General features: G+C 72.5%; 23 protein-coding genes and 1 pseudogene. 15 read left to right on the top strand and 9 right to left on the bottom strand.

The window, feature by feature from the left end; translation table 11 throughout:
* Window positions 1–3 precede the first annotated feature (3 nt).
* Complete coding sequence (locus tag ABT137_RS09365) at window positions 4–615, top strand: TetR/AcrR family transcriptional regulator (RefSeq protein ID WP_351704993.1); 612 nt, start codon at window positions 4–6, stop codon at window positions 613–615.
* 46 nt (window positions 616–661) lie between these two features.
* Window positions 662–1,819 carry an acetyl-CoA C-acetyltransferase gene (locus tag ABT137_RS09370; protein ID WP_351704996.1) on the top strand — a complete coding sequence of 386 codons (1,158 nt, stop codon included), beginning with the start codon at window positions 662–664 and terminating at the stop codon, window positions 1,817–1,819.
* 171 nt (window positions 1,820–1,990) lie between these two features.
* Here the strand turns inward: ABT137_RS09370 and ABT137_RS09375 are convergent, their stop codons facing one another.
* From ABT137_RS09375 to ABT137_RS09390, 4 genes are read right to left on the bottom strand one after another with little or no spacing between them, the layout of a single operon-like run.
* Window positions 1,991–3,040 (bottom strand): NAD(P)H-dependent flavin oxidoreductase, encoded by a 1,050-nt coding sequence (locus tag ABT137_RS09375; protein WP_351704999.1) that lies wholly within the window; start codon window positions 3,038–3,040, stop codon window positions 1,991–1,993.
* The gene (locus ABT137_RS09380) at window positions 3,040–3,786 is read right to left on the bottom strand and encodes a CoA-transferase subunit beta (protein WP_351705002.1); all 747 of its coding nucleotides are present in this window, start codon (window positions 3,784–3,786) and stop codon (window positions 3,040–3,042) included. Before ABT137_RS09380 ends, ABT137_RS09375 begins: the two co-directional genes overlap by 1 nt.
* A complete protein-coding gene (locus tag ABT137_RS09385; RefSeq protein WP_351705005.1) occupies window positions 3,783–4,640 on the bottom strand; it encodes a CoA transferase subunit A in 858 nt (285 codons plus the stop codon). The genes ABT137_RS09380 and ABT137_RS09385 overlap by 4 nt, the downstream gene beginning before the upstream one ends.
* Window positions 4,633–5,385, bottom strand: a complete 753-nt coding sequence (locus ABT137_RS09390; RefSeq protein WP_351705008.1) for an enoyl-CoA hydratase family protein — start codon at window positions 5,383–5,385, stop codon at window positions 4,633–4,635. Before ABT137_RS09390 ends, ABT137_RS09385 begins: the two co-directional genes overlap by 8 nt.
* Window positions 5,386–5,486: 101 nt before the next feature.
* Here ABT137_RS09390 and ABT137_RS09395 point away from each other — a divergent pair, with 101 nt between their 5' ends.
* Together ABT137_RS09395 and ABT137_RS09400 are read left to right on the top strand one after the other, a co-directional pair.
* Window positions 5,487–6,257 (top strand): SDR family oxidoreductase, encoded by a 771-nt coding sequence (locus tag ABT137_RS09395; protein ID WP_351705010.1) that lies wholly within the window; start codon window positions 5,487–5,489, stop codon window positions 6,255–6,257.
* Between the two features lies 1 nt (window position 6,258).
* Entirely contained in the window at window positions 6,259–7,164 is a 906-nt protein-coding gene (locus ABT137_RS09400) for an SDR family oxidoreductase (protein WP_351705013.1), read from the top strand.
* Window positions 7,165–7,174: 10 nt separating this feature from the next.
* On the opposite strand, the gene ABT137_RS09405 is transcribed toward ABT137_RS09400, so the two are convergent.
* A complete protein-coding gene (locus tag ABT137_RS09405; protein WP_351705016.1) occupies window positions 7,175–8,065 on the bottom strand; it encodes a hypothetical protein in 891 nt (296 codons plus the stop codon).
* Window positions 8,066–8,219: 154 nt separating this feature from the next.
* Window positions 8,220–9,971 carry a glycoside hydrolase family 35 protein gene (locus ABT137_RS09410; RefSeq protein ID WP_351705019.1) on the bottom strand — a complete coding sequence of 584 codons (1,752 nt, stop codon included), beginning with the start codon at window positions 9,969–9,971 and terminating at the stop codon, window positions 8,220–8,222.
* A 107-nt stretch (window positions 9,972–10,078) separates the two neighbouring features.
* On the opposite strand from ABT137_RS09410, the gene ABT137_RS09415 reads away from it, so the two are divergent.
* Together ABT137_RS09415 and ABT137_RS09420 are read left to right on the top strand one after the other, a co-directional pair.
* Window positions 10,079–10,975, top strand: a complete 897-nt coding sequence (locus ABT137_RS09415) for a helix-turn-helix domain-containing protein (protein ID WP_351705796.1) — start codon at window positions 10,079–10,081, stop codon at window positions 10,973–10,975.
* Between the two features lie 35 nt (window positions 10,976–11,010).
* On the top strand, window positions 11,011–11,361 hold the full coding sequence (locus ABT137_RS09420) for a chorismate mutase (RefSeq protein WP_351705022.1): 351 nt from the start codon (window positions 11,011–11,013) through the stop codon (window positions 11,359–11,361).
* A 138-nt stretch (window positions 11,362–11,499) separates the two neighbouring features.
* Here ABT137_RS09420 and ABT137_RS09425 read toward each other — a convergent pair whose 3' ends face one another.
* A complete protein-coding gene (locus ABT137_RS09425; RefSeq protein WP_351705025.1) occupies window positions 11,500–11,622 on the bottom strand; it encodes a hypothetical protein in 123 nt (40 codons plus the stop codon).
* 7 nt (window positions 11,623–11,629) lie between these two features.
* Between ABT137_RS09425 and pepN the strand changes: the two genes are divergently transcribed.
* Both pepN and ABT137_RS09435 read left to right on the top strand, forming a co-directional pair.
* On the top strand, window positions 11,630–14,113 hold the full coding sequence (gene pepN, locus ABT137_RS09430; protein ID WP_351705028.1) for an aminopeptidase N: 2,484 nt from the start codon (window positions 11,630–11,632) through the stop codon (window positions 14,111–14,113).
* A gap of 113 nt (window positions 14,114–14,226) precedes the next feature.
* Window positions 14,227–14,502, top strand: a pseudogene (locus tag ABT137_RS09435) (SDR family oxidoreductase); the annotation flags it as partial.
* A 75-nt stretch (window positions 14,503–14,577) separates the two neighbouring features.
* On the opposite strand, the gene ABT137_RS09440 reads toward ABT137_RS09435, so the two are convergent.
* Window positions 14,578–15,126: a GNAT family N-acetyltransferase gene (locus tag ABT137_RS09440; protein ID WP_351705031.1), complete on the bottom strand. Its 549-nt coding sequence runs from the start codon at window positions 15,124–15,126 to the stop codon at window positions 14,578–14,580.
* Between the two features lie 231 nt (window positions 15,127–15,357).
* Between ABT137_RS09440 and ABT137_RS09445 the strand changes: the two genes are divergently transcribed.
* The 7 genes from ABT137_RS09445 to ABT137_RS09475 all read left to right on the top strand — a co-directional run bounded on the left by ABT137_RS09445 (window position 15,358) and on the right by ABT137_RS09475 (window position 23,869).
* Entirely contained in the window at window positions 15,358–16,716 is a 1,359-nt protein-coding gene (locus ABT137_RS09445; protein WP_351705034.1) for a pyridoxal phosphate-dependent decarboxylase family protein, read from the top strand.
* The gene (locus ABT137_RS09450; RefSeq protein ID WP_351705037.1) at window positions 16,713–18,134 is read left to right on the top strand and encodes a lysine N(6)-hydroxylase/L-ornithine N(5)-oxygenase family protein; all 1,422 of its coding nucleotides are present in this window, start codon (window positions 16,713–16,715) and stop codon (window positions 18,132–18,134) included. The genes ABT137_RS09445 and ABT137_RS09450 overlap by 4 nt, the downstream gene beginning before the upstream one ends.
* Before the next feature lie 472 nt (window positions 18,135–18,606).
* A complete protein-coding gene (locus ABT137_RS09455) occupies window positions 18,607–19,500 on the top strand; it encodes a protein phosphatase 2C domain-containing protein (RefSeq protein ID WP_351705040.1) in 894 nt (297 codons plus the stop codon).
* Complete coding sequence (locus ABT137_RS09460) at window positions 19,497–20,651, top strand: hypothetical protein (RefSeq protein WP_351705043.1); 1,155 nt, start codon at window positions 19,497–19,499, stop codon at window positions 20,649–20,651. The genes ABT137_RS09455 and ABT137_RS09460 overlap by 4 nt, the downstream gene beginning before the upstream one ends.
* Window positions 20,652–20,711: 60 nt before the next feature.
* A complete protein-coding gene (locus ABT137_RS09465; RefSeq protein ID WP_351705046.1) occupies window positions 20,712–21,440 on the top strand; it encodes a vWA domain-containing protein in 729 nt (242 codons plus the stop codon).
* A gap of 334 nt (window positions 21,441–21,774) precedes the next feature.
* Window positions 21,775–23,484 (top strand): AbeC-like domain-containing protein, encoded by a 1,710-nt coding sequence (locus ABT137_RS09470; protein WP_351705049.1) that lies wholly within the window; start codon window positions 21,775–21,777, stop codon window positions 23,482–23,484.
* A gap of 4 nt (window positions 23,485–23,488) precedes the next feature.
* On the top strand, window positions 23,489–23,869 hold the full coding sequence (locus ABT137_RS09475; RefSeq protein ID WP_351705052.1) for a hypothetical protein: 381 nt from the start codon (window positions 23,489–23,491) through the stop codon (window positions 23,867–23,869).
* Between the two features lie 10 nt (window positions 23,870–23,879).
* Here the strand turns inward: ABT137_RS09475 and ABT137_RS09480 are convergent, their stop codons facing one another.
* On the bottom strand, window positions 23,880–25,676 hold the full coding sequence (locus ABT137_RS09480; RefSeq protein ID WP_351705055.1) for a bifunctional metallophosphatase/5'-nucleotidase: 1,797 nt from the start codon (window positions 25,674–25,676) through the stop codon (window positions 23,880–23,882).
* Window positions 25,677–25,948 lie beyond the last annotated feature (272 nt).

The following is a 25,948-nucleotide window of genomic DNA, read 5'->3' on the forward strand; positions in this document are numbered from 1 at the left end:
CCCGTGCCGACCAAGAAGAAGCCCCAGGTGACCGCGGCTCCCGCCCGGCGCCGCGAACTCCTCGAGACCGCCGCCGAGGTCTTCGCCGAGCAGGGCTACAACGCCACCACCGTGCGCAAGATCGCGGACCACGCGGGCATGCTCGCCGGCAGCCTCTACTACCACTTCGACTCCAAGGAATCGATGCTGGAGGAGATCCTGCGGACCTTCCTCGACGAGCTCTGGGACGGCTACGACACCGTCCTGGACGCCGAGCTCGGTCCCCGCGAGACCCTCGAAGCCCTGGTCACCGAGTCCTTCCGGGAGATCGACCGGCACCGCGCCGCCGTCGCCATCTACCAGAAGGAGAGCAAGCAACTGGTCGCGCAGGAGCGGTTCGGCTTCCTCGCCGAGTCGCAGCGCAGGTTCGAGAAGGCGTGGCTGTCGACGCTGGAGCGCGGGGTCGCCGCGCGCGTCTTCCGCGCCGACCTCGACGTCCGCCTCACCTACCGGTTCGTGCGCGACACCGTGTGGGTCGCCGCCTCCTGGTACCGGCCGGGCGGACAGCACAGCCCGGAGGAGATCGCCCGGCAGTACCTGTCGATGGTGCTGGACGGGATCGCCGTCCGTGAGTAGCTCACCCATTCGTTGAAAGCCCCTTTCTGCCGAGGGAGTTGCTGACATGGCCGAGGCCTACATCGTCGAAGCGGTGCGCACGCCGGTCGGGCGGCGCAAGGGCGGACTGAGCGGGGTCCACCCGGCCGATCTGGGCGCCCACGTGCTGACCGCCCTGGTGGAGCGGTCAGGCGTGGACCCGGCCGCCGTCGAGGACGTCGTCTTCGGCTGCCTCGACGCGGTGGGGCCGCAGGCCGGTGACATCGCCCGCACCTGCTGGCTGGCCGCCGGTCTGCCCGAGGAGGTGCCGGGCGTCACCGTCGACCGCCAGTGCGGCTCCTCGCAGCAGGCCGTCCACTTCGCCGCGCAGGCCGTGCTCTCCGGCACCCAGGACCTGGTGGTCGCCGGCGGCGTCCAGAACATGTCCCAGATCCCCATCGCCTTCGCCTCCCGCCAGGCCGCCGAGCCACTCGGACTGACCGAGGGCCCCTTCCTGGGCAGCGAGGGCTGGCGGGCCCGGTACGGCCGGCAGCCCGTCAACCAGTTCGCCGGCGCCGAGATGATCGCCGCCAAGTGGGGCATCAGCCGCCGGGACCAGGAGGAGTTCGCCCTGAACTCCCACCGGAGGGCACTGCGCGCCATCGACGAGGGCCGCTTCGAGCGGGAGATCGTGCCCTACGGCCCGGTCGCCGTGGACGAGGGCCCGCGCCGCGACACCTCCCTGGAGAAGATGGCCGCCCTGAAGCCGGTCGTCGACGGCGGCACCATTACCGCCGCCTGCTCCTCCCAGGTCTCCGACGGCGCCGCCGCCATGCTGCTCGCCTCCGAACGCGCCGTCCGCGAACACGGGCTGCGCCCCCGGGCCCGCGTCCACCACCTCTCCGTCCGCGGCGAGGACCCCATCCGGATGCTCTCCGCGCCGATCCCGGCCACCGCCCACGCTCTGAAGAAGACCGGCCTCACCATCGACGCGATCGACCTCGTCGAGATCAACGAGGCCTTCGCCCCGGTCGTCCTCGCCTGGCTCAAGGAGACCGGCGCCGACCCCGCCAGGGTCAACGTCAACGGCGGCGCGATAGCCCTCGGCCACCCGCTCGGCGCCACCGGCGTCAAGCTGATGACGACCCTCCTGCACGAACTGGAGCGCACCGGCGGCCGGTACGGCCTCCAGACCATGTGCGAGGGCGGGGGACAGGCGAACGTGACGGTCATCGAGCGGCTGTGACCGGAGTGGACAAGCCGCGGTCACCACGTCGCCGGACGGAGTCCGGCGCAGGCCGCCGAAGCCTGAGAGGCCCCCTGGGGCCGAGCAGTGCGAGGGGGCCGTTTGGGATGGTGCCCATGTGCGAGGGCGGGGGACAGGCGAACGTGACGGTCATCGAGCGGCTGTAAGCCCTCACTTGAGGGCCAAGAGCCGGTCCCGTGTCTCCTCCGCCTCCTTCATGATCCGTCCCACCAGTTCCGCGCACGACGGCAGGTCGTCGAGCACCCCGGCGACCTGCCCGGACGCCATCACCCCGAGATCCGCACGGCCGTCCACCATCGCCGACCTGAGCAGCATCGGCGTGTTCGCGGCCAGCAGCACCTGACTCCAGGACAGCTCCTTGCCGTGCCGCAGGGCCAGGCCGTCCCGCACCATCTGCCGCCAGGTGAGCCCGGACAGCTTCCGGAAGCCCGCCGCACGCCGGATCGCGTGCAGCAGACTCCGGGCCCGGCCCGAGCGCTCCAGCGCGGCCACCAGATCGGTCCGCAGCATCCGGTGCGGCAGCCCGTCCACCGCCCTGGTCACCGTGACGTCCCCGACCGTCGCCGCCAGATACCTCGCCTTCACCGCGTTCGGCACGGTGGAGTCCGAGGTGAGCAGGAACCGGGTGCCCATCGCGACCCCCGCCGCGCCGTACGCCAGCGCCGCCACCAGCCCCCGGCCGTCGAAGAACCCCCCGGCGGCCACGACCGGTATCCGCACCGCGTCCACCACCTGCGGCAGCAGCACGCTCGTCGCCACCTCGCCGGTGTGCCCGCCGCCCTCGCCGCCCTGCACGATCACCGCGTCCGCGCCCCACGCCGCCACCTTCTCGGCGTGCCGCCGCGCTCCCACGGACGGGATCACCACCACGCCCGCCTCCTTCAGCTCGGCGATCAGCTCGGGGGAGGGGGCGAGCGCGAAGGACGCCACCCGCACACCCCCGTCGATGATCAGCCGGACCCGGTCGCCGGCGTCGGCCGCGTCCGCCCGCAGGTTCACCCCGAACGGGGCGTCCGTGCGGGACCGCACCTCGGCTATCGCGTCGCGCAGCCGGTCGAGCGTCATCGTGGCGGAGGCCAGGATGCCGAGGGCTCCGGCGTCGGCCGTGGCCGAGACCAGGCGGGGGCCCGCCACCCAGCCCATCCCGGTCTGCACGATCGGATGCCGGATCCCGGCCAGCCGGGTCAGTGCCGTCTCCATCAGCCGGCGACCTCCTTCGTCCGCGCGCCGGCCGGGTCCAGCACCTCGCGGATCAGCCGCAGCTCCTCCGCGCCCGGTTCCCGGGTGTACGGCACCTCGTCCGGTACGGCCAGCTCGAAGTCCGTGGCCTGCCGGACCTGGTCGACGCTCACCCCCGGATGCAGCGCGGCCAGCCGCATCGAGCGGTCCGGGGTCTCGAAGTCGAAGACGCCCAGGTCGGTGACGACTCTCGGGACGCGGTGGAAGCGTTCCGTGCCCGGATGCGCGGCGACCCGGTCGTACCCCACCCCGCACACCATGTCGACCTTCGCCACGAACACCCGCCGGGAGTGCTTCGGGACCCAGTAACTCGTCGGGTTGTTGAGGGTGTTGAGAGGCGCTCCGCGCACCCCCAGCAGCTGGCGGCGGGGCCGGGACCAGTCGCCGATGCAGGAGATGTTCTGGTTGCCGTACCGGTCGAGCTGGCTCGCGCCCATCATCACGTGCCGGCGCCCGCCGGACACCAGGGCGAGATGCTGCCGGTAGGGCAGCCAGCCCTCGGGCGTCCCGTCCGGGCGGACCAGCAGGGCCTCGCCGTCGGTCAGCAGCAGGTCCGGCGCGAAGGTCAGCCGGGCCAGGCGGGCCCCCAGGGAGGGGATCAGGCCCATGGGGCTCGCCAGGATCTCACCGGAGCCGCGCCAGGCCTCGGCGCAGGCGATGACACAGTACTCGGAGCGCAGCACCTCCGTGTGCGGTGTGTCCGTCATCCCTGTCCCTCCTGTCCCTCCTGCCAGTTCCGCACCGCCGCCCGGTACGCCTGCTCGTCCCCGGCCAGGAACCGCTCGGAGAACTCCGCCCACGACGTCGTCGCGTACAGCCGCTGGAACGCCTCGTCCCGGCCGTAGTCGGGCGCGCAGGACGTGAAGTGCGCGCCGCCCGGCGCCTCCACGACCCCCGTCACGTTCAGCCGTTTGACGAGCAGCGACTGCGGAGCCGCCTCCTTCGTCAGTTCGGCCGTGTCCACGATCCGTTCGCAGGAGACGTAGGCCGCGTCCGCCGCCTCGCAGAACAGGTCGTCGAAGTACGGGTCCGGGCCCAGGTACTGCCCGTTGCCCAGCCGGTCCGCGCGGTTGACGTGGACCAGGGCCGCGTCCAGGCGCAGGGCGGGCATCGCCACGAACGTCTCCCCGTCCTCGTACGGCGAGGTGATGGTCCGTAAGCCGGGGTTGACCCGCAGGACGTCCGAGCCGATCCCGGCGCGCACCGGCAGGAAGGGCAGCCGGTTCGCGGCCGCGTGCAGGCCCCACATGAACATGCCCTCGTCGACCTCCGTCAGCTCCAGCGCCCCGCGTTCGCGTGCCGCGCGGTAGTGCGGTTCGAGCGGGACGGAGTCGAGGGTGACGAAGGGCGCCACCAGTGTGCGCACCCGGCCGGCCGCGACCAGCATCCCGACGTCCGGGCCGCCGTACGAGACCAGGGTGAGATCGTCGATGCCGCTCCGGAGCACTGCTCTGACCAGCGACATCGGCTTCCGTCGGGAACCCCAGCCGCCGATGCCGAGGGTCATGCCGCTCGTCAGCCGGGCGACGGCCTCGTCGGCGGTCATCGTCTTGTCAGTCACTCCCAGCACCCTCCTTCCCGAAGGTGTCGCGGACCCGGTCGGCCACCCCGCTGAGGGCGGCCTCGAAGGTGAAGCCCTGTTCGAAGCGGTAGCTGCGCCGCACGTCGACGGGGTCGATGCCGTTGATGGCGGCCTTGGCCAGGCGCAGCAGCCGGCCGTCCTTGGCGGCTATCTCCCGTGCGAGTTCCAGCGCCGCGGACAGCAGTTCCTCGCGCGGTACGACCCGCCACACCGAGCCGTGGGCGTGCAGTTCGGCCGCGGTCGCCGTGCGCGAGGTGTAGTACAGCGTCCGCATCAGATGCGGCGGGACCAGGCGGGCCAGGTGGGTGGCCGCGCCCAGGGCGCCCCGGTCCAGCTCCGGCAGCCCGAAGACGGCGTCCTCGCTCGCCACGATCGCGTCCGCGTTGCCCACCAGCCCTATCCCGCCGCCCAGGCAGAAGCCGTGCACCGCGGCCACCACCGGGGTCTCGCACTCGTACACCGCCGCGAAGGCCTCCGCGCAGCCCCGGTTGGCGCCGAGCAGCGCCGCGTCCCCGTCCGCCTGTATCTCCTTGATGTCCACGCCCGCGTTGAAACCCCGGCCCCGCGCGGTCAGCACGACACACCGGGTCCCGGGGTCGCGGCCGGCCGCGCGCACCGCGTCCGCCAGCGCGAACCAGCCCCGCACCGGCAGTGCGTTCACCGGCGGGTGGTCGACCGTGACGAGCGCGACGCCCTTTTCCGGAGACGAGGTGGAGACACCCATGGACGCATCAGCTACCTTCGCACTCAGCTACCTTTCCACCAAACATTTGTTAGGTGTGAGGCTTCGAAGCTAGCAGTCGGTGCGGACGAGCGGGAGGCCCTGTGGATAACTCGCCGAGCGGCAGGACGGTCGTCGTCACCGGCGGTACCAGGGGGGTGGGCGCCGGGATCGCCCGGGCGTTCGCCGAGACCGGCGCCCACGTCCTGGTCTGTGCCCGTCGGCCACCCGAAGAACCCCTCGAAGGCGTCGAGTTCACCCCTCTCGACCTGCGCGACCCGCCCGCCGTGCGCGCCTTCTTCGACGCCCTGCCCCGCCTCGACGTGCTCGTCAACAACGCGGGCGGCACCCCCTACCGGCGGCTCGCCGACGCGGACGCCGAGCGGCACGCCCGGGTGATCGAGCTGAACCTCCTCACCCCGCTGACCGCCTCCCTCGCCGCGTACGAGCACCTGCGGCGGGCCGGGGGAGCGGTGGTGATGATCGGCAGCGTCAGCGGCGCCCGCCCTTCCCCGGGCTCCGCCGCCTACGGCGCGGCCAAGGCGGGGCTGGAGAACCTCGCCCGGTCCATGGCGATGGAGTGGGCGCCGGAGGTCCGGGTCAACACCCTCGTGGTCGGCATGGTCCGCACCGAACTGGCCGGCCTCCACTACGGCGGCCCGGACGGCATCGACGCCGTCTCCCGCACCGTCCCGCTCGGCCGCCTCGCCGCCCCCTCCGACGTGGGCGCCGCCGCCGTCTTCCTGGCCTCCGACGCGGCCGCCTACATCAGCGGGGCGAGCCTGCTCGTGCACGGCGGCGGGGAGCGGCCCGCCTTCCTCGACGCATCGACTGCCGACAGGCCGTCCGACAAGCCGTCCGACACGGAGGAGTGAGATGAGCGGAATCTGCGCGGGCCGGGTCGTGGTCGTCACCGGCGCCGGGCGCGGGCTCGGCCGGGCGCACGCGCTCGCCTTCGCCGCCGAGGGCGCCCGGGTCGTCGTCAACGACCTCGGTGTCGGCCTCGACGGCGGGCCGGGGGAGGACAGCCCGGCCCGAGCCGTCGTGGACGAGATCCGGGCGGCGGGCGGCGAGGCGGTGGCGCACGGCGGCGACATCGCGACGGACGCCGGTGCCCGGACGCTGGTGGCGGCCGCCCTGGACGCGTACGGCCGCCTCGACACCCTCGTCAACAACGCCGGCTTCCTGCGCGACCGCATGCTCGTCAACCTCGGCGAGGACGACTGGGACGCGGTCATGCGGGTGCACCTCAAGGGCCACTTCCTGCCACTGCGGCACGCGGCCGCGCACTGGCGGGCCGAGACCAAGGCGGGCCGTACCCCGGTGGCCCGGATCGTCAACACCAGCAGCGGCGCGGGACTGCTGGGCTCGGTCGGGCAGGGCAACTACAGCGCCGCCAAGGCCGGCATCGTCGGTCTCACCCTGGTCGCGGCGGCCGAACTGGCCCGCTACGGCGTCCAGGTCAACGCCGTCGCCCCGGCCGCCCGCACCCGGATGACCGAGCGGGCCTTCGCCGCGGCCATGGCCGCCCCCGACGCCGGCTTCGACGCCATGGCCCCCGGGAACGTCGCCCCGCTCGTGGTCTGGCTGGGCTCCGCCGCGAGCGCCGGGATCACCGGGCGGGTGTTCGAGGCGGAGGGCGGCCGGATCACCGTCATGGAAGGGTGGCGACCTGGTCCGACCGCCGACAAGGGGGCCCGGTGGACCCCGGCGGAGGCGGGGGAGACGGCGCTGAAACTGCTGGCCGAGGCGGAGACGCCGGGGGCGGTGTACGGGGCGTGACCGGCGGGGCCTAGGTGTCGCACTCCAGCACCGTCCGGCACAGCGAGCACCGGGCCCGGACCCGGCCCCGGACCGGCACCCGGAGCCGCTGGTGGCAGGTCGGGCACGGGAACGAGACCCGGAGCCGGCCGCCGCTGTCCGGGGTGAAGGCGTAGGAGGCGCCCGGTTGTGGCGGCGGCGCGGCCGGGGCGTGGCGGCGGTCCCGGGCGTAGCGGCGGCGGCCCGCCCACCCGGCCGCGCTCAGCGGCGGCTGCTCCCCGTCCTGGCGGGCCCGGGCCATGCCCTTCTGGTAGGCCGTGTAGGCCTGCGGGCTGGTGAACCACACCGACGGATCCTCGTGGAAGACGAGGGCGCGCTTGGCCAGCACGTAGCCGAACTCCTCCGGGGTGAGGTAGCCGAGCTTCTGGGACGCCTCGCCGTGCTCCCGGTAGGCGTCCAGGAGCAGCCAGCCGGCCCCGAGGTAGGTGGTCGCCGTGTCGGTGAGGATCTCGTTCTCCGGGACGCTCGGGAAGGACAGGTCCAGACGGTGCAGGTAGACGTGCATCACCTCGTGGGCGAGGGCCGCGCCGATGTCCCTGCGGTGGGTGCGGAAACGGTCGTTCAGCTCGACGAAGTACTCGGGGCCCGCGGTGAGTTCGACGTTCGCCGCGTGGGTCATGTCCTTGAAGCCGACGATCATGCGGGCGTCGGGCAGGCGGAAGTGCCGGACCATCTCGCGGGCGACGCGCTGCGAGCCGAGGTGGAGGTCGTCGGTGTCGCAGAACGCGACGTCGGCGGGGAGGAGGCTGGTGGCGAAGGTCTGGACGGTGTCGTACGACAGCCGTCGGTACAACGCCGTGATGGCGGCCCGCACGGTGTCCAGGTGCGGGTAGCCGTGTTCCACCGGGCCGCCGTTCGCCACGTCCCTTACCCCCACAGACGTCGCTGGAGCTGTCTTTCACAGTATGCGGGGGATGGGGAAAATCGGGGGGCGGAAGGTTGTTCGATGTCTGCGGGTCGGTGGGGGCCGATCGCGCCCACGCGGCGGAGCCGCATATTGATACAGCCCCGCGCCCCTAAAGGGGCGCCAGCCGTACCGTCGCCTGATTCGATTCCTGGAGCTCCAGGACCCAGACCTCGTTCTCGCCCTCCTTCAGGACCGGGCCCGGCACGTACAGCGACTCCTGCGGGCCCGTCGACCAGTAGCGGCCCAGGTTGAAGCCGTTGATCCAGACGAAGCCCCGGGTCCAGCCGGGGAGTTCCACGCGCGCGTCCCCGGCCCCGCGTACCGTCACCGTCCCCCGGTACAGGCCCGGTGCGCCGTCCTCCGGAAGGCGGCCGAAGGGCACCGCCGCCACCCCCTGCTCGAACGCGTCCAGGTCGAGCCCACGCGCGCGTACCCCGTGCAGGAACTGGCGCTCGTGCAGGAGGCCCCCGGTGATGCCCTTCGGCTCGCCCGAGCGCGGGCCGTAGTTGACGCGGCCCAGGGACTCCACCCAGAGCTCCACGCGCGCGGGGCCGGCGAGCGGCTTCTTGAGCTGGGGTTCCTCCTCGGTGAGGACCCCGGCCCGCTCGCCGTCGACGTACACGACCGCGAGGTCGCGCAGGCCCCGCGCGGTGAGCGGGTACGGCTGGCGCGGGCCCGGCACGTCCACCTCGTAGCGGACCAGGCCCCGGGCGATGTCCAGCTCCTCGAAGGTGGGCGGGACCGGGTGGACGCGTTCGGGGCCGCCGAGGGACTCCAGGACGCCGGTGAGGGGTGCCCAGCCGGTCAGTTCCACGTCCGTCGGCGAGGCCAACGGGGCCGGCGTCGGGGGCAGTTCGGGCAGCGGGCCGTCGTGGTACCCGGCGAGGACCTCGCGGAAGCGCCAGAACTTCTCCGTCGGGCGGCCGTACTCGTCGATCGGCGCGTCGTAGTCGTACGACGTCACGTCCGCCTCCAGCGGGCCCTCGTGCAGCTCGCCGCCGGGGCGGTTGGCGCCCGCCCAGCCGGCGAAGTTGGTGCCGCCGTGCGCCATGTAGACGTTGACCGACGCCCCGCACTCCAGGATCTCCCGCAGCGCCGCCGCCGCGTCCTCGGCGTCCCGTACGACGTGCTCGCCGCCCCAGTGGTCGAACCAGCCGCACCAGAACTCCATGCACATCAGCGGGCCGTGCGGCTGGTGGCGGCGCAGGGTCTCGAAGGCCTCGCGCGCGTGCGAGCCGAAGTTCACCGTCGCGAGCAGTCCGGGGACCGAGCCGCCGGTGAGCATGTGGTCCTCGGGGCCGTCCGAGGTGACCAGCGGCACCGTGACCCCCTCGGCCCGCAGCAGGTCGGTGAGGTGGGCCAGGTAGGCGGCGTCGGAGCCGTAGCTGCCGTACTCGTTCTCGACCTGCACCATGATCACCGGGCCGCCCCGGGCCGGCTGCCGGGACACGACCTCGGGCAGCAGGCGGCGGAACCAGCGGTCCGTGTACCGGAGGAAACGCTCGTCACGCGTGCGTGCCCGCGCGCCCAGCTCGCCCGTCACCCAGTGCGGCAGACCGCCGTTCTCCCACTCCGCGCAGATGTACGGCCCCGGCCGCACGATCGCCCACAGGCCCGCCTCCCGGGCCGCGTCCAGGAAGCGGCCGAGGGCGCCCACGTCCCGGAAGTCGCCTGCGTGCGGCTCGTGCAGGTTCCACGGGACGTACGTCTCCACGCAGTTCAGCCCCATGGCGCGCAGCAGCGCCAGCCGGTGGCCCCACTGCTCCTCGTGCACCCGGAAATAGTGCAGCGCCCCGGACAGCAGCCGTACCGGCCGGCCGTCCAGCAGGAAATCGGTTTCGCCCACCGTGAAGTCGCTCATACGCTCACCTTGGCCTGCTGGCGCGCGCCCAGACCATGGACAAAGATCAGCAGCACTTGGACGGAAGAGACGCACGGAAGGGGCGCGCAGTGCCGCACGGAGCGCCGATCTTCCGCACCTGGATGCGGTTCTTCACGCCGGGCGCCGTCCACCACCGGCTGGGCCTGGTGTGCTGGGGCGTCGGGCTCCAGTACGGCGCGGTGCCCGCCGTCGGCCCGCGCCTGCTCGAACATCACGTCGCCGTGGTGATCAGCTCGGGCCGGGGCTGGTACCGGATGCCCGACGGGCGCCGCACCACCGTCACCGCGCCCGCACTGGTGTGGCTCACGCCCGGCGTCCCGCACCACTACGGCCCCGACCCGGACAGCGGCTGGGACGAGGCGTTCGTGACCTTCGCCGGACCCGACACCGCGACCTACACGGAACTCGGCTACATCGAACCCGAGCGCCCCGTGGTTCCGCTCGCGGACGCCACCGGGCCCCGGGACGTCATCGCCCGTATCGCCCGCGCCGCCCGCCGTGGCAACCCCCTCCTGGAGGTCGAGACCGGCGCCGCCGTGCACGAGCTGCTCGTCGCCCTGCGACGCGCGCGTGCCGACCTCGCCCCCGACGGCGACCCGGTGCTGCACGCGCTCGCCCGGGACGCCTGCACCGGGATGACCGTCGCCGACCACGCGGCCCGGCACGGCATGACCCCGGCCGAGCTGCGCACCGCCGTCCGCCGGGTCGCCGGGTGCAGCCCCAAGGACTACCTGATCGGCATCCGGCTCGGCCGCGCCCAGGAACTCCTCGCCACCACCGAACTGTCCGTCGCCGCCGTCGCCCGCCGCGTCGGCTACGACGATCCGGCCTATTTCTCCCGCCTGTTCACCCGCCGGGTCGGCACCGCCCCGGTGCGCTTCCGGGCCCAGCAGAGCCGGGCCGTGCCCGACGACTGGAACGAGGGCCTCCAGGAGGACGGCGAACCAGGTCCGCCGGTGGCCGAACCCCCCGACGGCCCTTAGGGATCACCCCGCCTCTCCCCTTAGGGTTGACGCCCATGACCACCAGCAACACCGGTACCGGTGACGTCGACCCTGCCGTCCGCGAGGAACTCGGCCGGCTGCGCGACAGCATCGACAACATCGACGCGGCCGTCGTCCACATGCTCGCCGAGCGCTTCAAGGCCACCCAGCAGGTAGGCCGCCTCAAGGCGGTCCACCGGCTGCCCCCGGCCGACCCGGCCCGCGAGGCCCGGCAGATCGCCCGGCTGCGCGCCCTCGCCGAGAACGCCAAGCTCGACCCCGCCTTCGCCGAGAAGTTCCTGAACTTCATCATCGCCGAGGTGATCAGACACCACGAGTCCATCGCCGAGGACACCGTCAACAACCGGGAGACGGACGGGCACTGATCCCGGGAACCCGCCGTACGCCCCGAAGAGCGTCCGGCACCGCAGGGCGACCCCCGTGCGGTGGCGATCACCGCCGGGCGATCCCCGCGCGGTGACGATCACCGCAGGGCGACCCCCGTGCGGTGACGAGACGCTCGATCAGGCGCTCCGGGCGCACAGGGCGCCCACCAGCGCCGTCTCGTGCCACCCTGCAACACCGGGCCGGACATATGCCGCGTACCGCTCCCGCCCCTGTGCGTTGTCGGTGTCATCAGGCAGCATGGCCCGCATGTCCGTACTGACTCGCGACGAAGCGCAGAGCCGCGCCGAGCTCCTCGACGTCCACCGTTACACGATCGACCTCGACCTGACCACCGGGGACGAGACCTTCGACTCCCGCACCGTGATCCGGTTCACGGCCCGATCCGACGGCGACACCTTCGTCGAGATGAAGCCCGCCGCCCTGCGCGCCGTCACCCTCGACGGACAGCCCCTCGACCCCGAGACGCTGGACCAGGACCGGCTGCCCCTGAAGGACCTCGCCGCGGGGGAGCACGAACTGCGCGTCGAGGCCACCATGCGCTACTCGCACACCGGCGAGGGCATGCACCGCTTCACGGACCCCGCGGACGACGCGACGTACGTCTACACCCAGCTGTTCATGGACGACGTGCAGCGCGTCTTCGCCGCCTTCGACCAGCCCGATCTGAAGGCCGTCTTCGAACTGTCCGTGACCGCCCCCGAGGGCTGGACGGTGCTCGCCAACAGCGTCACCGAGCACCTCGGCGAGGGCCGCTGGCAAGCCGCCGCCACCCCGCTGATCTCCACCTACCTGGTCGCCGTCGCCGCCGGTCCCTGGCACTCGGTGCGCACCGAGCACCGCGGACTGCCCTTCGGCATCCACTGCCGCCGCTCGCTGGCCCCGCACCTCGACGCCGACGCCGAGGAGATCCTCGACATCACGCGCGCGTGCTACGACCGCTACCACGAGAAGTTCGAGGAGCCGTACCCCTTCGACTCCTACGACCAGGCGTTCGTCCCCGAGTTCAACGCCGGCGCCATGGAGAACCCGGGCCTGGTCACCTTCCGCGACGAGTTCGTCTACCGCTCCGCCGTCACCGACACCGAGCGGCAGACCCGCGCGATGGTCATCGCCCACGAGATGGCCCACATGTGGTTCGGCGACCTCGTCACCCTCAGGTGGTGGGACGACATCTGGCTGAACGAGTCCTTCGCCGAGTACATGGGCTACCAGACCCTCACCGAGGCCACCCGCTACACCGACACCTGGGTCGACTTCGGCGTGGCCCGCAAGGCCTGGGGCTACGACGCCGACCAGCGCCCCTCCACCCACCCGGTCGCCCCCGAGGCCGTCGACGACACCGCCGCCGCCCTGCTCAACTTCGATGGCATCTCCTACGCCAAGGGCGCCTCCGCGCTGCGCCAGCTGGTCGCCTGGATGGGCGAGAAGGACTTCCTGGCCGGCATCAACATCCACTTCCGGCGACACCGGTTCGGCAACGCCACCCTCGCCGACTTCATCGACTCCCTCGCCGCCGCCACCGAACGCGACGTGCACGCCTGGGCCGACACCTGGCTGCGCACCACCGGCGTCGACACCCTCACCCCGGTCCTGGCCACCGCGGCCGACGGCACCCGCACCCTCACCGTCGAGCGCACCGGCAGCCGCCCGCACCGCATCTGCGTCGGCGTCTACGACCAGGACCTCACCGACGGGGGCCGGCTCACCCTGCGCGAGCGCATCGACCTGGACATCCCGCAGACCGCACCCCAGGTCCTCGGCAAGCGCCCCGCCCTGCTCGTGCTCAACGACGGCGACCTGACCTACGCCAAGGTCCGCTTCGACGCCGAGTCCGCCGCCACCGTCCGCGCCCACCTGTCGGGCCTGCCCGACCCGCTGACCCGCGCGGTGGTCTGGAACGCCCTGCGGGACGCGGTCCGCGACGGCGAGCTGGCGCCCGCCGCCTACCTGGAGACCGCCCGCGCCCATCTCCCGCACGAGACCGACCTCGCCCTCGTCCAAGGCGTGCTGGCCTTCACCGCGGTCCACGTCGTCGACCGGTATCTCAGGCCCGAGGACCGCCCCGCGGCCCTCGCCACCGTGTCCGCCCTGTGCCGCGACTTCATCCGGCGCACCGAGGACGGCGACAACCCCGGGCTGCGCCTGGTCGCCGTACGGCACTTCATCGCCGCCGCCGCCCACCCCGACACCATCGCCGCCTGGCTCGCCGAGGGCACCGTGCCCGGCGGGCCCGAGCTCGACCCCGAACTGCGCTGGCGCATCATGACCCGGCTCGCCGTCCTCGGCGCCGTCGACGAGAACCGGATCGCCGCCGAACTGGCCCGCGACCCCAGCGCCAGCGGCCAGGAGGGCGCCGCCCGCTGCCGGGCCGCGCTGCCCGACCCCGAGGCCAAGCGCACGGCCTGGGAGGCGATGTTCACCGGCGACGAGCTGTCCAACTACCTGTTCACGGCCACCGCCGAGGGCTTCTGGCACCCCGAACAGGCCGACCTGGTCCGCGAGTACGTGCCGCGCTACTACCAGGACGCGGTCGCCGTCGCCGCCCGGCGCGGCCCCCGCATCGCCACCGTCACCGGCCGGCAGGCCTTCCCCGCGCACGCCGTCGACGCCGAGAACCTCGCCCTCGGCCGGGCCTGCCTGGAGGCCGCCGAGGCGGTCACGGCCCTGCGCCGCCGCCTGGTCGACGAACTGGACGACCTGGAAAGGGCGTTGCGGGTCCGCGAGGCGTAGGGCCGCGGACGTACGACGACACGGGCGCGGCCGGTCCCCCATCACGATGCGGGGACCGGCCGCCGCTCCTGGGCTCGGTGCCGGAGAACCACCAGAGCCCCAGGGAGAAACCCGTGATCGTAGTCACCGGTGCCACCGGCAACGTCGGCCGCGCCCTCGTCGCACGTCTCGTCGCCGGCGGACAGCCCGTGCGGGCGCTCACCCGTGCCCCGGAGACGGCCGGCCTGCCCGACAAGGCCGAGGTCGTGCGGTTCCGGCCGGACGACCCGGCCCCGCTGCTCGCGGGGGCGACCAAGCTCTTCCTCTGCGTCCAGGGCGCCGGCGGGCGACTGCCCGCACTCCTGGACGCGGCCCGCACGGCCGGGGTGCGCCAGGTCGTCCTGCTCCCGCACCTTCGGGCAGTGGGCCGCCGACCACGCGGCCGACTTCCGCCTGTGATGTCCCTGCTTCCCCGACCGGCCCCGTCAGCCCGCGGTCAGCCGCAGTTCCGCCCGGCGCACCCCGCCCTCCCGCGGCCCCGCCCGCCGGTTCCCCACCCCGGCCGTCCCGGGCGTCTCCCCACCCAGCGTGAAGCCCAGGCGCTCCAGGAAGCACTCCCCGGAGCGCCAGCCCGGCGGCACCGACGCCGTCACCAGGGACACCCCCTCGGCATGCGCGAGCAGCGACTCGGCCAGCGCCCGCCCGAGCCCCCGGCCGCGTGCCCAGGGCGCCAGCAGGAACATCCCCACCGCGACCGCGCCGGGCAGCGGATGGTTCCGTACCGCGTCCACCAGGCCCGTGACGACCCCGTCCCGCTCCAGCACCAGCAGCACCTTGTCGGCGGGGTCGGCGCCCTCGGGCAGCCCGTAGAACAGGCTCTGCACGTCGCCCGGCCCCGACGGCAGCCCGGTCGCCGCCACGAACCAGTCCTCGCAGGCCTCGAAGAGGTCCAGCAGCGGCGCCTCGTCCGCGGGCCGCGGTTCCCGCACCAGCACCCGCTCACCGGGCACGTCGATCATCCACGCGTCAACCACGCGACCGACGTTAACCCCGGTCAGCCCCGGTCTCAACGCCCTTTCACCGCTTGCTCCGACGCGCCCGGGGCGCACCGCCCCGACAGGTTTTCCCCGCACGGCAGTACCCACTTTCGGGTTTCGATCGTTGAACTTTGAGGGCGCGCAGACCTAATCCCGTACAAACTGGAACTCCCCCCGCGGACAACCCCTTTGGACAACCCCTTTCGGCCGGCGCCCCGAGGAGATCCCATGAGCATGCCGCCTCTCGCATCCGGACCCCAGGGCCCCGACGCCCTGCGGCCTCTGCTGGACACCGTGCTCGACGCGCTGCGCGCGGGCGGCCGGGCGCGCGGCGGACCGCTGCCCGCCGGCGGACCGGAGGCGGTGGCCGAGCGGGTCGCGGACGCCGTGGGGGACGTACTCCCGGACGACGGCGACCCCGACGCCCTGCGCACCCTGGTGACCGCCCTCGCCGAGGGCGCCGCCGACCCCGCCGACCCGCTGTGCGCGGCGCATCTGCACTGCCCGCCGCTGGCCGTCGCCACCGCCGCCGACCTCGCCGCGAGCGCCCTCAACCCGTCCCTGGACTCCTGGGACCAGGCCCCGGCCGCCGCCGCCCTGGAAGCCCTGGTCACCCGGACCCTCGCGCACACCATCGGCCTCTCCGACGCGGTGGTCACCACCGGCGGCACCGAGTCCAACCAGCTCGCGCTGCTCCTCGCCCGCGAGGCTCTCGGGGGTGGCCTCCGGCTGGTCTGCGGGGCCAACGCGCACCACTCGCTGCCCCGCGCCGCCTGGCTGCTCGGCCTGCCCGACCCCGTCGTGGTCCCCGCCCCGAACGGCACCCTCGACCCGGCCGCCCTGCACGCCGCCCTCACCCACCTGCCCCGGCCGCTGCTGGTCGCCGCCACCGCCGGCACCACCGACGCCGGGCTCATCGACCCGCTCCCCGAGATCGCCGGGCTCTGCGCCGCCCACGGCGCCCGGCTGCACGTCGACGCCGCCTACGGGGGCGGCCTCGCCTTCAGCGACCGGCACCGGGACAAGCTGGCCGGCCTGGAGCGCGCCCACAGCGTCACCCTCGACCTGCACAAACTCGGCTGGCAGCCGGTCGCCGCCGGCCTCCTCGCCGTCGCCCGCCCGGGCGAGCTCGGCGTCCTCCACCACCACGCCGACTACCTCAACGCCGACGACGACACCGAGGCCGGCTATCCCGACCTGCTCGGCCGCTCCCTGCGCACCACCCGGCGCCCCGACGTCCTCAAGATCGCGGTCACCCTCAAGACCCTGGGCCGCACCGGACTCGGCGCGCTGGTCGACCAGGTGTGCGCCCGCGCGCGGGAGTTCGCCGCCCTGGTCCGCGAGCACCCCGCCTTCGAGCTCTACGACCGGCCGAACATCAGCACGGTGCTGTTCCGCCCCACCGGAGCCACCGACGACGACGTCGCCGACGTACGGCGCAGGCTGCTGCACGACGGCCGGGCGGTACTCGGCCGGGCCCGGCTCGACGGCCGGCTCTGGCTCAAGGCCACCCTCCTCAACCCCCACACCCGGCCGGACGAACTGGCCCTCCTCCTGAAACTCGTGGAAGGAACCACGCCGCAATGAGCTCGACGCCCAACCCCCCACGCCACGAGCCCGAAGCACCCCGCGACCTGGTCGGCGTCGGCATCGGACCGTTCAACCTCTCCCTCGCCGCACTCGCCCACCCGCTCGCCGAACTCGACGCCGTCTTCTACGAGCAGCGTCCGGGCTTCGACTGGCACGCCGGGCTCCTGATCGACGGCGCCACCATCCAGGTCCCGTTCCTCGCCGACCTGGTGACCCTCGCCGACCCCGCGAACCCCTGGTCGTTCCTCAACTACCTCAAGGCCCGCGACCGGCTCTTCCCCTTCTACTTCGCCGAGCGCTTCCACATCCGGCGCGCCGAGTACGACGCCTACTGCCGCTGGGTCGCCGAGAGCCTGCCCGGACTCTGCTTCTCCCACCAGGTCGACGCCGTCCGCTGGAACTCCGAACGCGACCTGTTCGAGGTCGACTTCACCCGGCTCGACGCCGAGGGCGAGGCCGAGTCGCTCGGCCGTACGTACACGAGGAACGTCGTGCTCGGGGTCGGGACCGTCCCCCATGTGCCCGACCCGCTCAGGCCCCTCGTGGAGTCCCCGGGCGTCCCGGTCGTCCACGCGGCCGACTACCTCGACCACCGCGAGGCCTTCCTCGCCGCCGAGCACGTCACCGTCGTGGGCTCCGGGCAGTCCGGCGCCGAGGTCTTCCTCGACCTGCTGCGCAACCGGCCCGCCGGCCGCGAGAAGCTGCACTGGATCGGGCGCGGCGAGGCGTTCGCGCCCATGGAGTACTCCAAGCTCGGTCTGGAGCACTTCACCCCCGACTACACCCGCTACTTCCACGCCCTCGCGGAGCCCGTCCGGGACCGGCTCGTCGCCGCCCAGTGGCAGCTGCACAAGGGCATCGACGCGGACACCATCGCCGCCATCCACGACGAGCTGTACCGCCGTACGCTGCACGGCGGGTGGCCCGAGGCCGTCCTGACCCCCGGCGTCCAGGTCCGCACCGCCGGACGCGTCGCCACCACCAAGGTCGAGCTCCACCTCGAACACGTCCAGCAGGGCACCCGCTCCCGGCTCACCACCGACGCCGTCGTCCTGGCCACCGGCTACCGCGAGCGCCCCCTCGGCCGCCTGCTCGCCGGACTCGACCCCTACCTGCGCCGGGACAACAGCGAACGCCCGCGCGTGGACGAGCGGTTCCGGCTCGTCCTCGACCCGTCGGTGACCGGAACGGCGTACGTCCAGAACGCCGAACTCCACACCCACGGCGTCGGCGCCCCGGACCTCGGCCTGGCCGCCTGGCGCAGCGCCACCATCCTCAACACCCTGACGGGCAAGGACCCCTACCCGCTGCCCGCGCGCACGGCCTTCACCAGCTTCGGCCTGGAACAGCGTGCGACGTCCGTGCCGCAGGCCCGGCAGACCAAGGTCATCACCCCGCTTGTCGACAGACCATAACCTCCTGAAACTCTGGCATCGGCTATTACCGCCAGGGGCGCGTGCGAATAGTGAATCGCGGGAGGGGGAGCAAAAAAGGCGACCAGAATATGCCTTTCCCCTCCCTCGTGCCTCTGCGCGCTGCTACCTTCGCGGTATGTCGCTGCAACGGGGGCGTCTGGTCTGGGCAATATCTCTTTTCGGGGTTCTATTCCTCGTGATCTATTTCCAGGCCGGCGATCTGTTCTTTCGATTTGTGATCGATTTATTGGCTCTGGCGGCCGCCGGGTTCACCTTTCTGGGGATACGCACGGGGACGAGCGGAACGACCGTGGTTCCCGCACCGGCTCCGAATCCGAATCCGGCACCGACTCCGAATCCGGTGCCGTGGCCAGTCCCGACACCCACGCCCGCGCCTCGGCCCGAGCCGCTCGTGGTGGACGAGGAACCGTCACCCACCACATGCGTTCAGCGGAGTCCGGCCACCGGGCACGTGCCACGCTTCGGAGCGGGCTCGAAGGCACAGCGGCTGCCCTGGCTGCTGCCGACCCGGCCGGGCACGCCCGGCGTCGCGGCCGACGAGGCACACCTCGGCGACCTCGCCGTACGGGCTGCCTCGCTGGTCGGTCCGGGGCACCGCTGCGAAGAACCGGCGACGGCGCGTCAGGACGCCTACCGCATCGCACGGGACACCAGGGGCGACCACCTGCTGCTGGCCCTCGCCGACGGGGTCTCCAGCAGCGCCCACGCGGAACTCGGGGCGGCGGTGGCGGCCGGCACGGCCGTCAACCTCCTCAGGCGCAGACTCGACGAACCCGGCGGCGCGGCACGGCTGCGGGCCACCGAGCTCTTCGAGGAGACCGCGACGGCGATGCGGCACGAGGCGGGACGGCGTGGCCTGGCCCCCTCGGACGTCTGCGCGGTCCTGCTCACCGCGGTGATCCCCACCCGGCCGCTGACCGCGTCCGGCGAGCGCACCCTGTGGGCGGCCTGGCTCGGGGACGCCTCCCTGTGGCAGCTCGCCGGGGACCGCTGGCACTACACCGCGGGCGACCGCAAGGGCGATGCGGGCGGCTACGACTCCAACGCGGTCGCCCACACCCTGCCCGGCGACCCGCTCGCGGTGCGCGAGACCCGGCTCGCCGTACGCCCCGGCGACGTGGTCTCGCTGGTGTCCGACGGCGTCGGCGACGGCCTCGCCACCCTCGGGGAACTCAACTCCTACCTGGCGGACCGCTGGCGGCGGCCGCTGCCCGTCGCCTCGTATCTGAACGACATCGGCTTCGACGCCGAACGCTTCCTGGACGACCGTACGGCCATCACCGTCTGGGTCGATCCCGTGGCCCGCGCCCGGCCGTCCGGGGCCGGGGAGGGGCGGTCGTCGTGACGACGCGTCCGTGGGCGCGGGCGATTCCTCCGGTGACGCCGCTGACCGCGCTCGGCACACTCGGCGAACAGATCGCCACGGACAACGGCCAGAGTTCCGAGGTGACCCGCCTGACCGGAGCCGAGACCGGCCCGGACCTGCTGTTCAAGCGGTACAAGACACCGCTGGCCGACACGGACGCACACCGTCTGGACCGGCTCGTCGCCTTCGGCCGCTCGGACACCGGGGCCGGACGTCCCGCCCGGGAGGTGCTGCTCGCCCGCACCTCATGGCCCGTCGCCCGGGTCACCGGCCGTGCCGACGCGACCATCGGCTGCCTCATCCCGCTGGCGCCGGACGCCTTTCGCTCCCCGAGCGGAGGGTTCCGGGAGATCGACACCCTCGCCCTTCCCGACCTGCGGCTGGCCCGCAACGGCACCCCGCCCACAGCGGAGCAACGGCTCACCGCCTGCCGCTCGCTGGTCGGGATCGCCGCCGCGCTGGAGCAGCGTCGATTCGTCTACTCCGACTGGAACTACGCCAACGCCTTCTGGAGCCCGACCGACCACTCCGTCCACCTCATCGACATCGACGGGTGTGGGGAGGAGACCGCCCCCGACATCCACCAGCCGGGGTGGGAGGACCACCTGGCCCGGCCGGAGGCCGCCGCCGATCTGTGCACCGACCGCTACCGGGTCGCGCTGCTGACCGCCCGCTGCCTGACCGGTGTCCGCAGCCTCCCCGCACTCCTGCACACGCTTGCCGATCCGTCCGCCGGTCTCCCCCGCGACGCGGCGGAGCTGCTGCTCGACATGGTCTGGGCCGCGGACCGTGCGGCCAGGCCCCGGAGCTCGGCACTGCTCGCCGCCCTGTCGGGCGGGCCCCTGGTCCGGTTCCCCGTCGCCCGCGCCCCGCTGCCGCCCCGGCCGTCCGTCACCCGCAGCGTGACGGCACAACCTCTGCAATCGGTCATCACCAGGCCTCCCGACCGGACCACGCCGACCCACCCGACCACGCCGGCCCATCCGACCACGTCGACCGGCCGGCCCGTGCCGCCCCGGCCCACGCGGCGGCCCCGGCAGCCCCAGGACGACCGGACCGGGGCGTGGATCGGCCTGGCCGTGCTCTTCACGGTCGTGGTGGCCGCGCTCGTCGTCCTCGCGCTCCGCTGAAAGGGAGCCGGGGCACGGGCGGGCACGCCACATGAATTCGAACAAAGAAGAGGAACGCACATGAACATCCCTGACGACGCGGCGCCGGGCCGTGACGCCACCGTCTACCACCTACTGCAGAAATGCCTGCCGACGTATCTGGTGATCGACGCGTCGAGTTCGATGCGGCCGCACCAGAACACGCTCAACCAGACCCTCGCTCAACTCCACGCGAAGATATCCGAAAGTCCGCGCGTATCGGAATTCGCACACATGTCCCTCATCGCGTTTTCCACGGAGGCACATCTGATCATCGAGATGACCGACCTGGACCGCATCGAGGCGATGCCGGAAGTCGTGTGCAACGGCCTGACGAATTACTCCGCGGCATTCGATCTCGTCCGCAGCCGCATCGAGACGGACGTCGACGACCTCCGCGGCATGGGCATGGCCGTGCTGCGCCCCGTGATGTTCCTCCTGACCGACGGCGCCCCGACCGACGAGGGCTGGCACGACGCGTTCCGGCGGCTGGTGGACCGCTCCTGGCCCCGCTATCCGCACGTCATCACCTACGGCTTCGGTGCCGCCAACCCGGACGTGCTGGGCAGGGTGGCCACGAAGGCAGCCTTCCTCGCCGACGCCGGCGTCGACCAGGACCGGGCACTGCTGGCGGCGCTGGGCAGTCTTCTCAACTCCCTGGTCGCCTCCTCACGAGCCGGCGAGATGCAGATTCCCCGCTCCGCCCCCGGCTTCACCGAGCAACCGGTGAGCGCGGAGTACCTGACCGTGTCGGCGGAGTACATGGACTGATGGCCGTGTCCCCGCCGACGCACCGGGAGCCGGACCGCGCGCGCCCCCGGCTCCTGCTCACCGCCACCGTGCTGGTGGCGGCCGCCGCCCTGCTGCGTGTGATGTCCCCGGAGAGCGGGACCGACGCGGGATCCGGCCCGGCACCGGCACCCTCGCGACTCACGCCCCACACCACGTGCGCGCAGCCGTCCACACCCGGCGCGTCCGGCTCGCGGCCCGCCTCCCGGTGGCCCCACCACCCCACGCCGCCGGTGTACTTCCGGCCGGAAAGCTGCGCCTCCGCCCAGAACCCTCCCACCGCGAGTTCCCGCCCGCCGGGCGGAGAAAGACGGCCATGACCCCTCAGAGCCTCCGGTGCCCGCGCTGCGGAGCCGCCAACGACCGCAACTACACCGCCTGCGCCCAGTGCGGCAGCGTCCGCGTCTTCAATCCGCTGGACGCGGGCAAGCCGTCCACCGGCGCACCGCCCGCCGCATCACCCCGGCACGCCCAGCCGCGCCACTACAGCCCGCCCCCGCCCGTCTCCTACCCGGCCCTCTCCACCGTCCCCACGCCGGCCCCGCCCCCGCCCCCGCAGCAGCTTCCGGCGGCCTCCGCTCCTCGCTTCGCGCGCGACATCACCCGGTACCTGTGCGCCGCCGTGCACACCGACACAGCGTTCGCCCGGCATGCCGTCGAGCAGATCCTCGGGGAACCGCGTCGCGCCGTCGCGTCCTCGCCCGGTGTCGACCTCGGCTGCGTACTGCGGCACGCCCTCGCCGCCCGGCGCCGTCAGGTACGACGGGACGTCCTGCTCGCCCTGCTGTTCCTCGTCGTCCTCGTCACGCTTCCGATCACCTTCGGTACGACCCTGATCCTGGGTCTGCTGGCGGCCTGGATCATCGTCGCCGTCGAATCGCTCACCGTGCACTACGGCGTGGTCGCCGCACGTCTCAAACGGGAGAACTTCTCCCCGGACCAGGCCCCCGAGCCGTTCAGCTCCGAGAACCGACGGCGCATCGAGGCCATCGAGAAACGAGACCGGGGCAACGTCGTCGTCCACTCTCCGTACGCGCCCTTCGTCGGCTACGGACAGCCCATGAGCACCTGGTCGTTCGTACTCGACACGGCACGGCCCCAGGAGGGCAGGCAGGTCGTGCCGTTCACCGTCCACGAACTCGACGAACACCTCGCCAGGCGGGTCGGCGACCTGAAGCTGCCCGGTGTCCATGTCGAGGACCTGCTGCTCGTCAACGGCGCGGACCTGCTCTACGGGGTGGACGACCGCACCCGGGCCGAACTGCTGCCCGACACCGCGGGGCCGCCCAGGGAGAAGGTCTCACCCGAGTTGCTGCGCGCGCTGCGCGAGAACGGCCAGGGGCGCGCCCGTCCCTATCTGGCCATCCGGGTCACGGGCTGGAGCGGCGAACTGGCCGCCACCCTCTTCGTGCGCTGCGCCCTGCTGACCGACCGCTCGATGCTCTTCGTCGAGGGCAGCAGTTCCCTGCTCACCCCTGTCCAGGAGCGGTACCGCATCGCGGACCGGCTCCTCGGATCCCCCACCTTCCGTCAGTGGTGGGCTCTGGTGACCGCCGCGGGCGTCCGCGCGCCGAGGCTGCTGGTCGGGGCGCCCTTCTCGGTGGTCGCCGGCCTGTGCTCACCCATGATCGAGGCCCGCAAGCAGCGCAGGCAGGCCCGGGAGATACGGCACCGCTCCTTCAACTACGGAGCCTCCTTCAGCATCAGGGACGCCGCCGGCGACCAGCGATACCACCGCTACTTCCAGGAACTGGACCGGGAGCTGTACGCCAAGACGGTCGAACACCGCGTGCTGGACGCGCTGGTGGAGTTCATGGAGGACCACAACATAGACACCGGCGAACTGGTCCAGCGCCAGACCACCATCAACAACACCGGCCTGTACGTCGGCGGGAACGCGACGCTCAACGGCTCCGCCGTGGGCGTCGGCGGCGGCCTCGCCGCGATCTTCCGACGCGGTGAGACGGCCGGCGGCGCGGGCGCGCCGCCGGCCGTTGCCGCCCCGGCCGTCAACCGAGGGAAGTGACGCCATGCCTGACAACGGCACCGGGGACAACAGCGGTATCCATGTGGGCGGAGACCTGCGCATGGACGGCAGCGCCGTCGCCGTCAACCACTCCACGGCGAGCGTCGGCGTCCCGGCCGGGGCCGACCGGGACGCGGCCATGGCCGAACTGCGGGCCACGGTGCGTCTGCTGCTCGACCGGCTCCGCAGTGACCAGGACCGCTACGAGGACGGAGACCAACTGGTGGCGGCCGCCGAACAGGTGGACGCGGAGCTCGGCCGCGAGCAGCCGCGGCGGGCCACCCTGTTGCGCTGGCTGGGCTTCATCGCCCCCGCCGTCCAGGCCACGGCCGCGATGGCGGGAGACGTCGAGGCGATCCAGAACACCGTGACCAACCTCCTGTGACAGGCGCCGCTCAGAACACCGGCGTGCCGTCGCGAGTCAGCTTCCAGTCCACCGACGCGAAGTCCTTCGGGTCCAGGACGCCCTTGGCGGTCACCCACTCCGCGATCCGGGTGCGGATCTCCGTCGACTCCGACCACAGCTCCTTGGCCGAGGCGACGTGGGGGAACGCGCCGCCGCCGTTGGCGCGGTAGTTGTTCACCGCGAGCACGAACTGCTCGGCGTCGTCCAGGGCGGCGCCGTCGTAGGTCAGGTTCTTGATCCGTGAACCGGCCGCCTGCGCGACGTCGATCTCGTACCGCAGGCCCGAGACGTAGTCGTAGTTGTAGTCCGGGCGGCCGTTCGCGTTGGTCAGCTTCTCCACGTCGACGGTCACGTCCGCCGCCGTCCGGACGTAGTACTCCGCCGAGTACTCCAGGTACGCCCGGATCTGCGCGCCCGTCATCAGCTTGGCGACCAGCGTGTTGTCGTACACGTACAGGCCCGACAGGTCCCGGATGGTCACCTTGCCGGCCGGGATCTCGGAGGTCCGCGAGAACGGCGAGGCCTGCGCGATCACCGGTAGTGCCGCGTACTCCGTGCCCGCCAGGGCCGCCTTGACCACGTCCTCCTGGACCTTGGTGATCAGGTCGATGATCGGGGCGTCCCGGTAGCGGGCCTCGACCGTGGTGAGGGTCTCGGTCGCGGTGCCGACGACCTGGTTGACGTACGCCACGACCTTGGCGTGCTCGTCCTTCAGGAGCCGGGTGATCCTCGGGTCGTCGGCGACCGTGTTGGAGTTCAGCAGCGAGGCCGCGACCGACTCCACCTCCCACCCGCCCTTGCCGAACACCAGCTCGATGTCGAAGAGGGAGAGGCGCTCGGCGTAGCACAGCGGCTCGGAGAGGACGACCGCCTTGCCGGTGGCCTCGTTGACGACCTTCAGCTCCGGGATCTCCACGTGCGCGTGGCCGACCAGGATCGCGTCGATGCCCGGCACCTGCCGGGCGACGTTGGCGGCGGCGTTCTCGACGTACGGCACCTGGTCGCCGTAGGAGGAGGTGCCCGAGGAGCCGGAGTGGGCCGAGACCACGACCACGTCCGCGCCCATCGCCTTCAGCTTCGGCACCCACTTCGCGGCCTGCTCCTCCAGGCCCGGGAAGGCGAGCTTGCCCTGGACGTAGGCCTTGTCCCAGATCGCGATGCCCGGGTTGGTCAGGCCGAGGACGGCGACCTTGACCGGCGGGGCGCCCGGGACGTGGAACTTCTTGATGAAGTAGGGCGGGAAGGCCGGCCTCAGGGTCTTCGCGTCGACCGCGTTGGCGCCGAGCAGCGGGAAGTCCAGCTGGTCCTCGAACCTGCGCAGCGTCTCGATGCCGTAGTTGAACTCGTGGTTGCCGAGCGCGGCCGCGTCGTACCCGATCGCGTTCATGGCCTGCGCCATCGGATGCACCGGGCCGCCCTTGGCGGTGATCGGGTCGACCTTGGCGTAGTAGTACGTCAGCGGGGTGCCCTGGATGGTGTCACCGGCGTCCAGGAGCAGGGTGTTGCGGCGGCCCTTCGCCTTGCGCACCTGGTCGACCAGGGTCGAGATGCGCGCCAGGCCCATCGCGTTGCCGGCCTTGTCGGAGTACTCCGCGTCCTTGAAGTAGTCCCAGTTGAACACGTGCCCGTGCAGGTCGGTGGTGCCCATGACGGTGAGGGAGTACCGCCTGGGGCGCCGGGCGGGTTTGACCGACGCCTGTGCCGGGGCTGCCGCCGCGCCGGCGATCGCCACGCCCGCTCCGGTCGCGGCGGACTTCTCCAGGAACTTCCGACGGTTCAAGGGCATCTTTTGGTCTCCTCGTGATTCGGTCAACGACGCGCGTAGATTCTGTCCTGGACATGGCTGACGGCAACAGGTCCGGGAGGTTGCGATCTGGTGACCTGGACCGTGAACTCCGGTGCGCCCGAGCGGGGATGGCGTGCGGGATCTCGAACTGCCGCAATTGCGCGGGGCGGCTCAGGTCGATGCGCACTTCACGATGGCGCGTTCAACAAATGCGAGATGCTCATAGGAGCGGACTGGCGCACAATTCAACACTTGTCAATAGGCCTTCACGC

The sequence above is a fragment of the Streptomyces sp. NPDC001980 genome, from assembly GCF_040296885.1.
Lineage (GTDB): Bacteria > Actinomycetota > Actinomycetes > Streptomycetales > Streptomycetaceae > Streptomyces.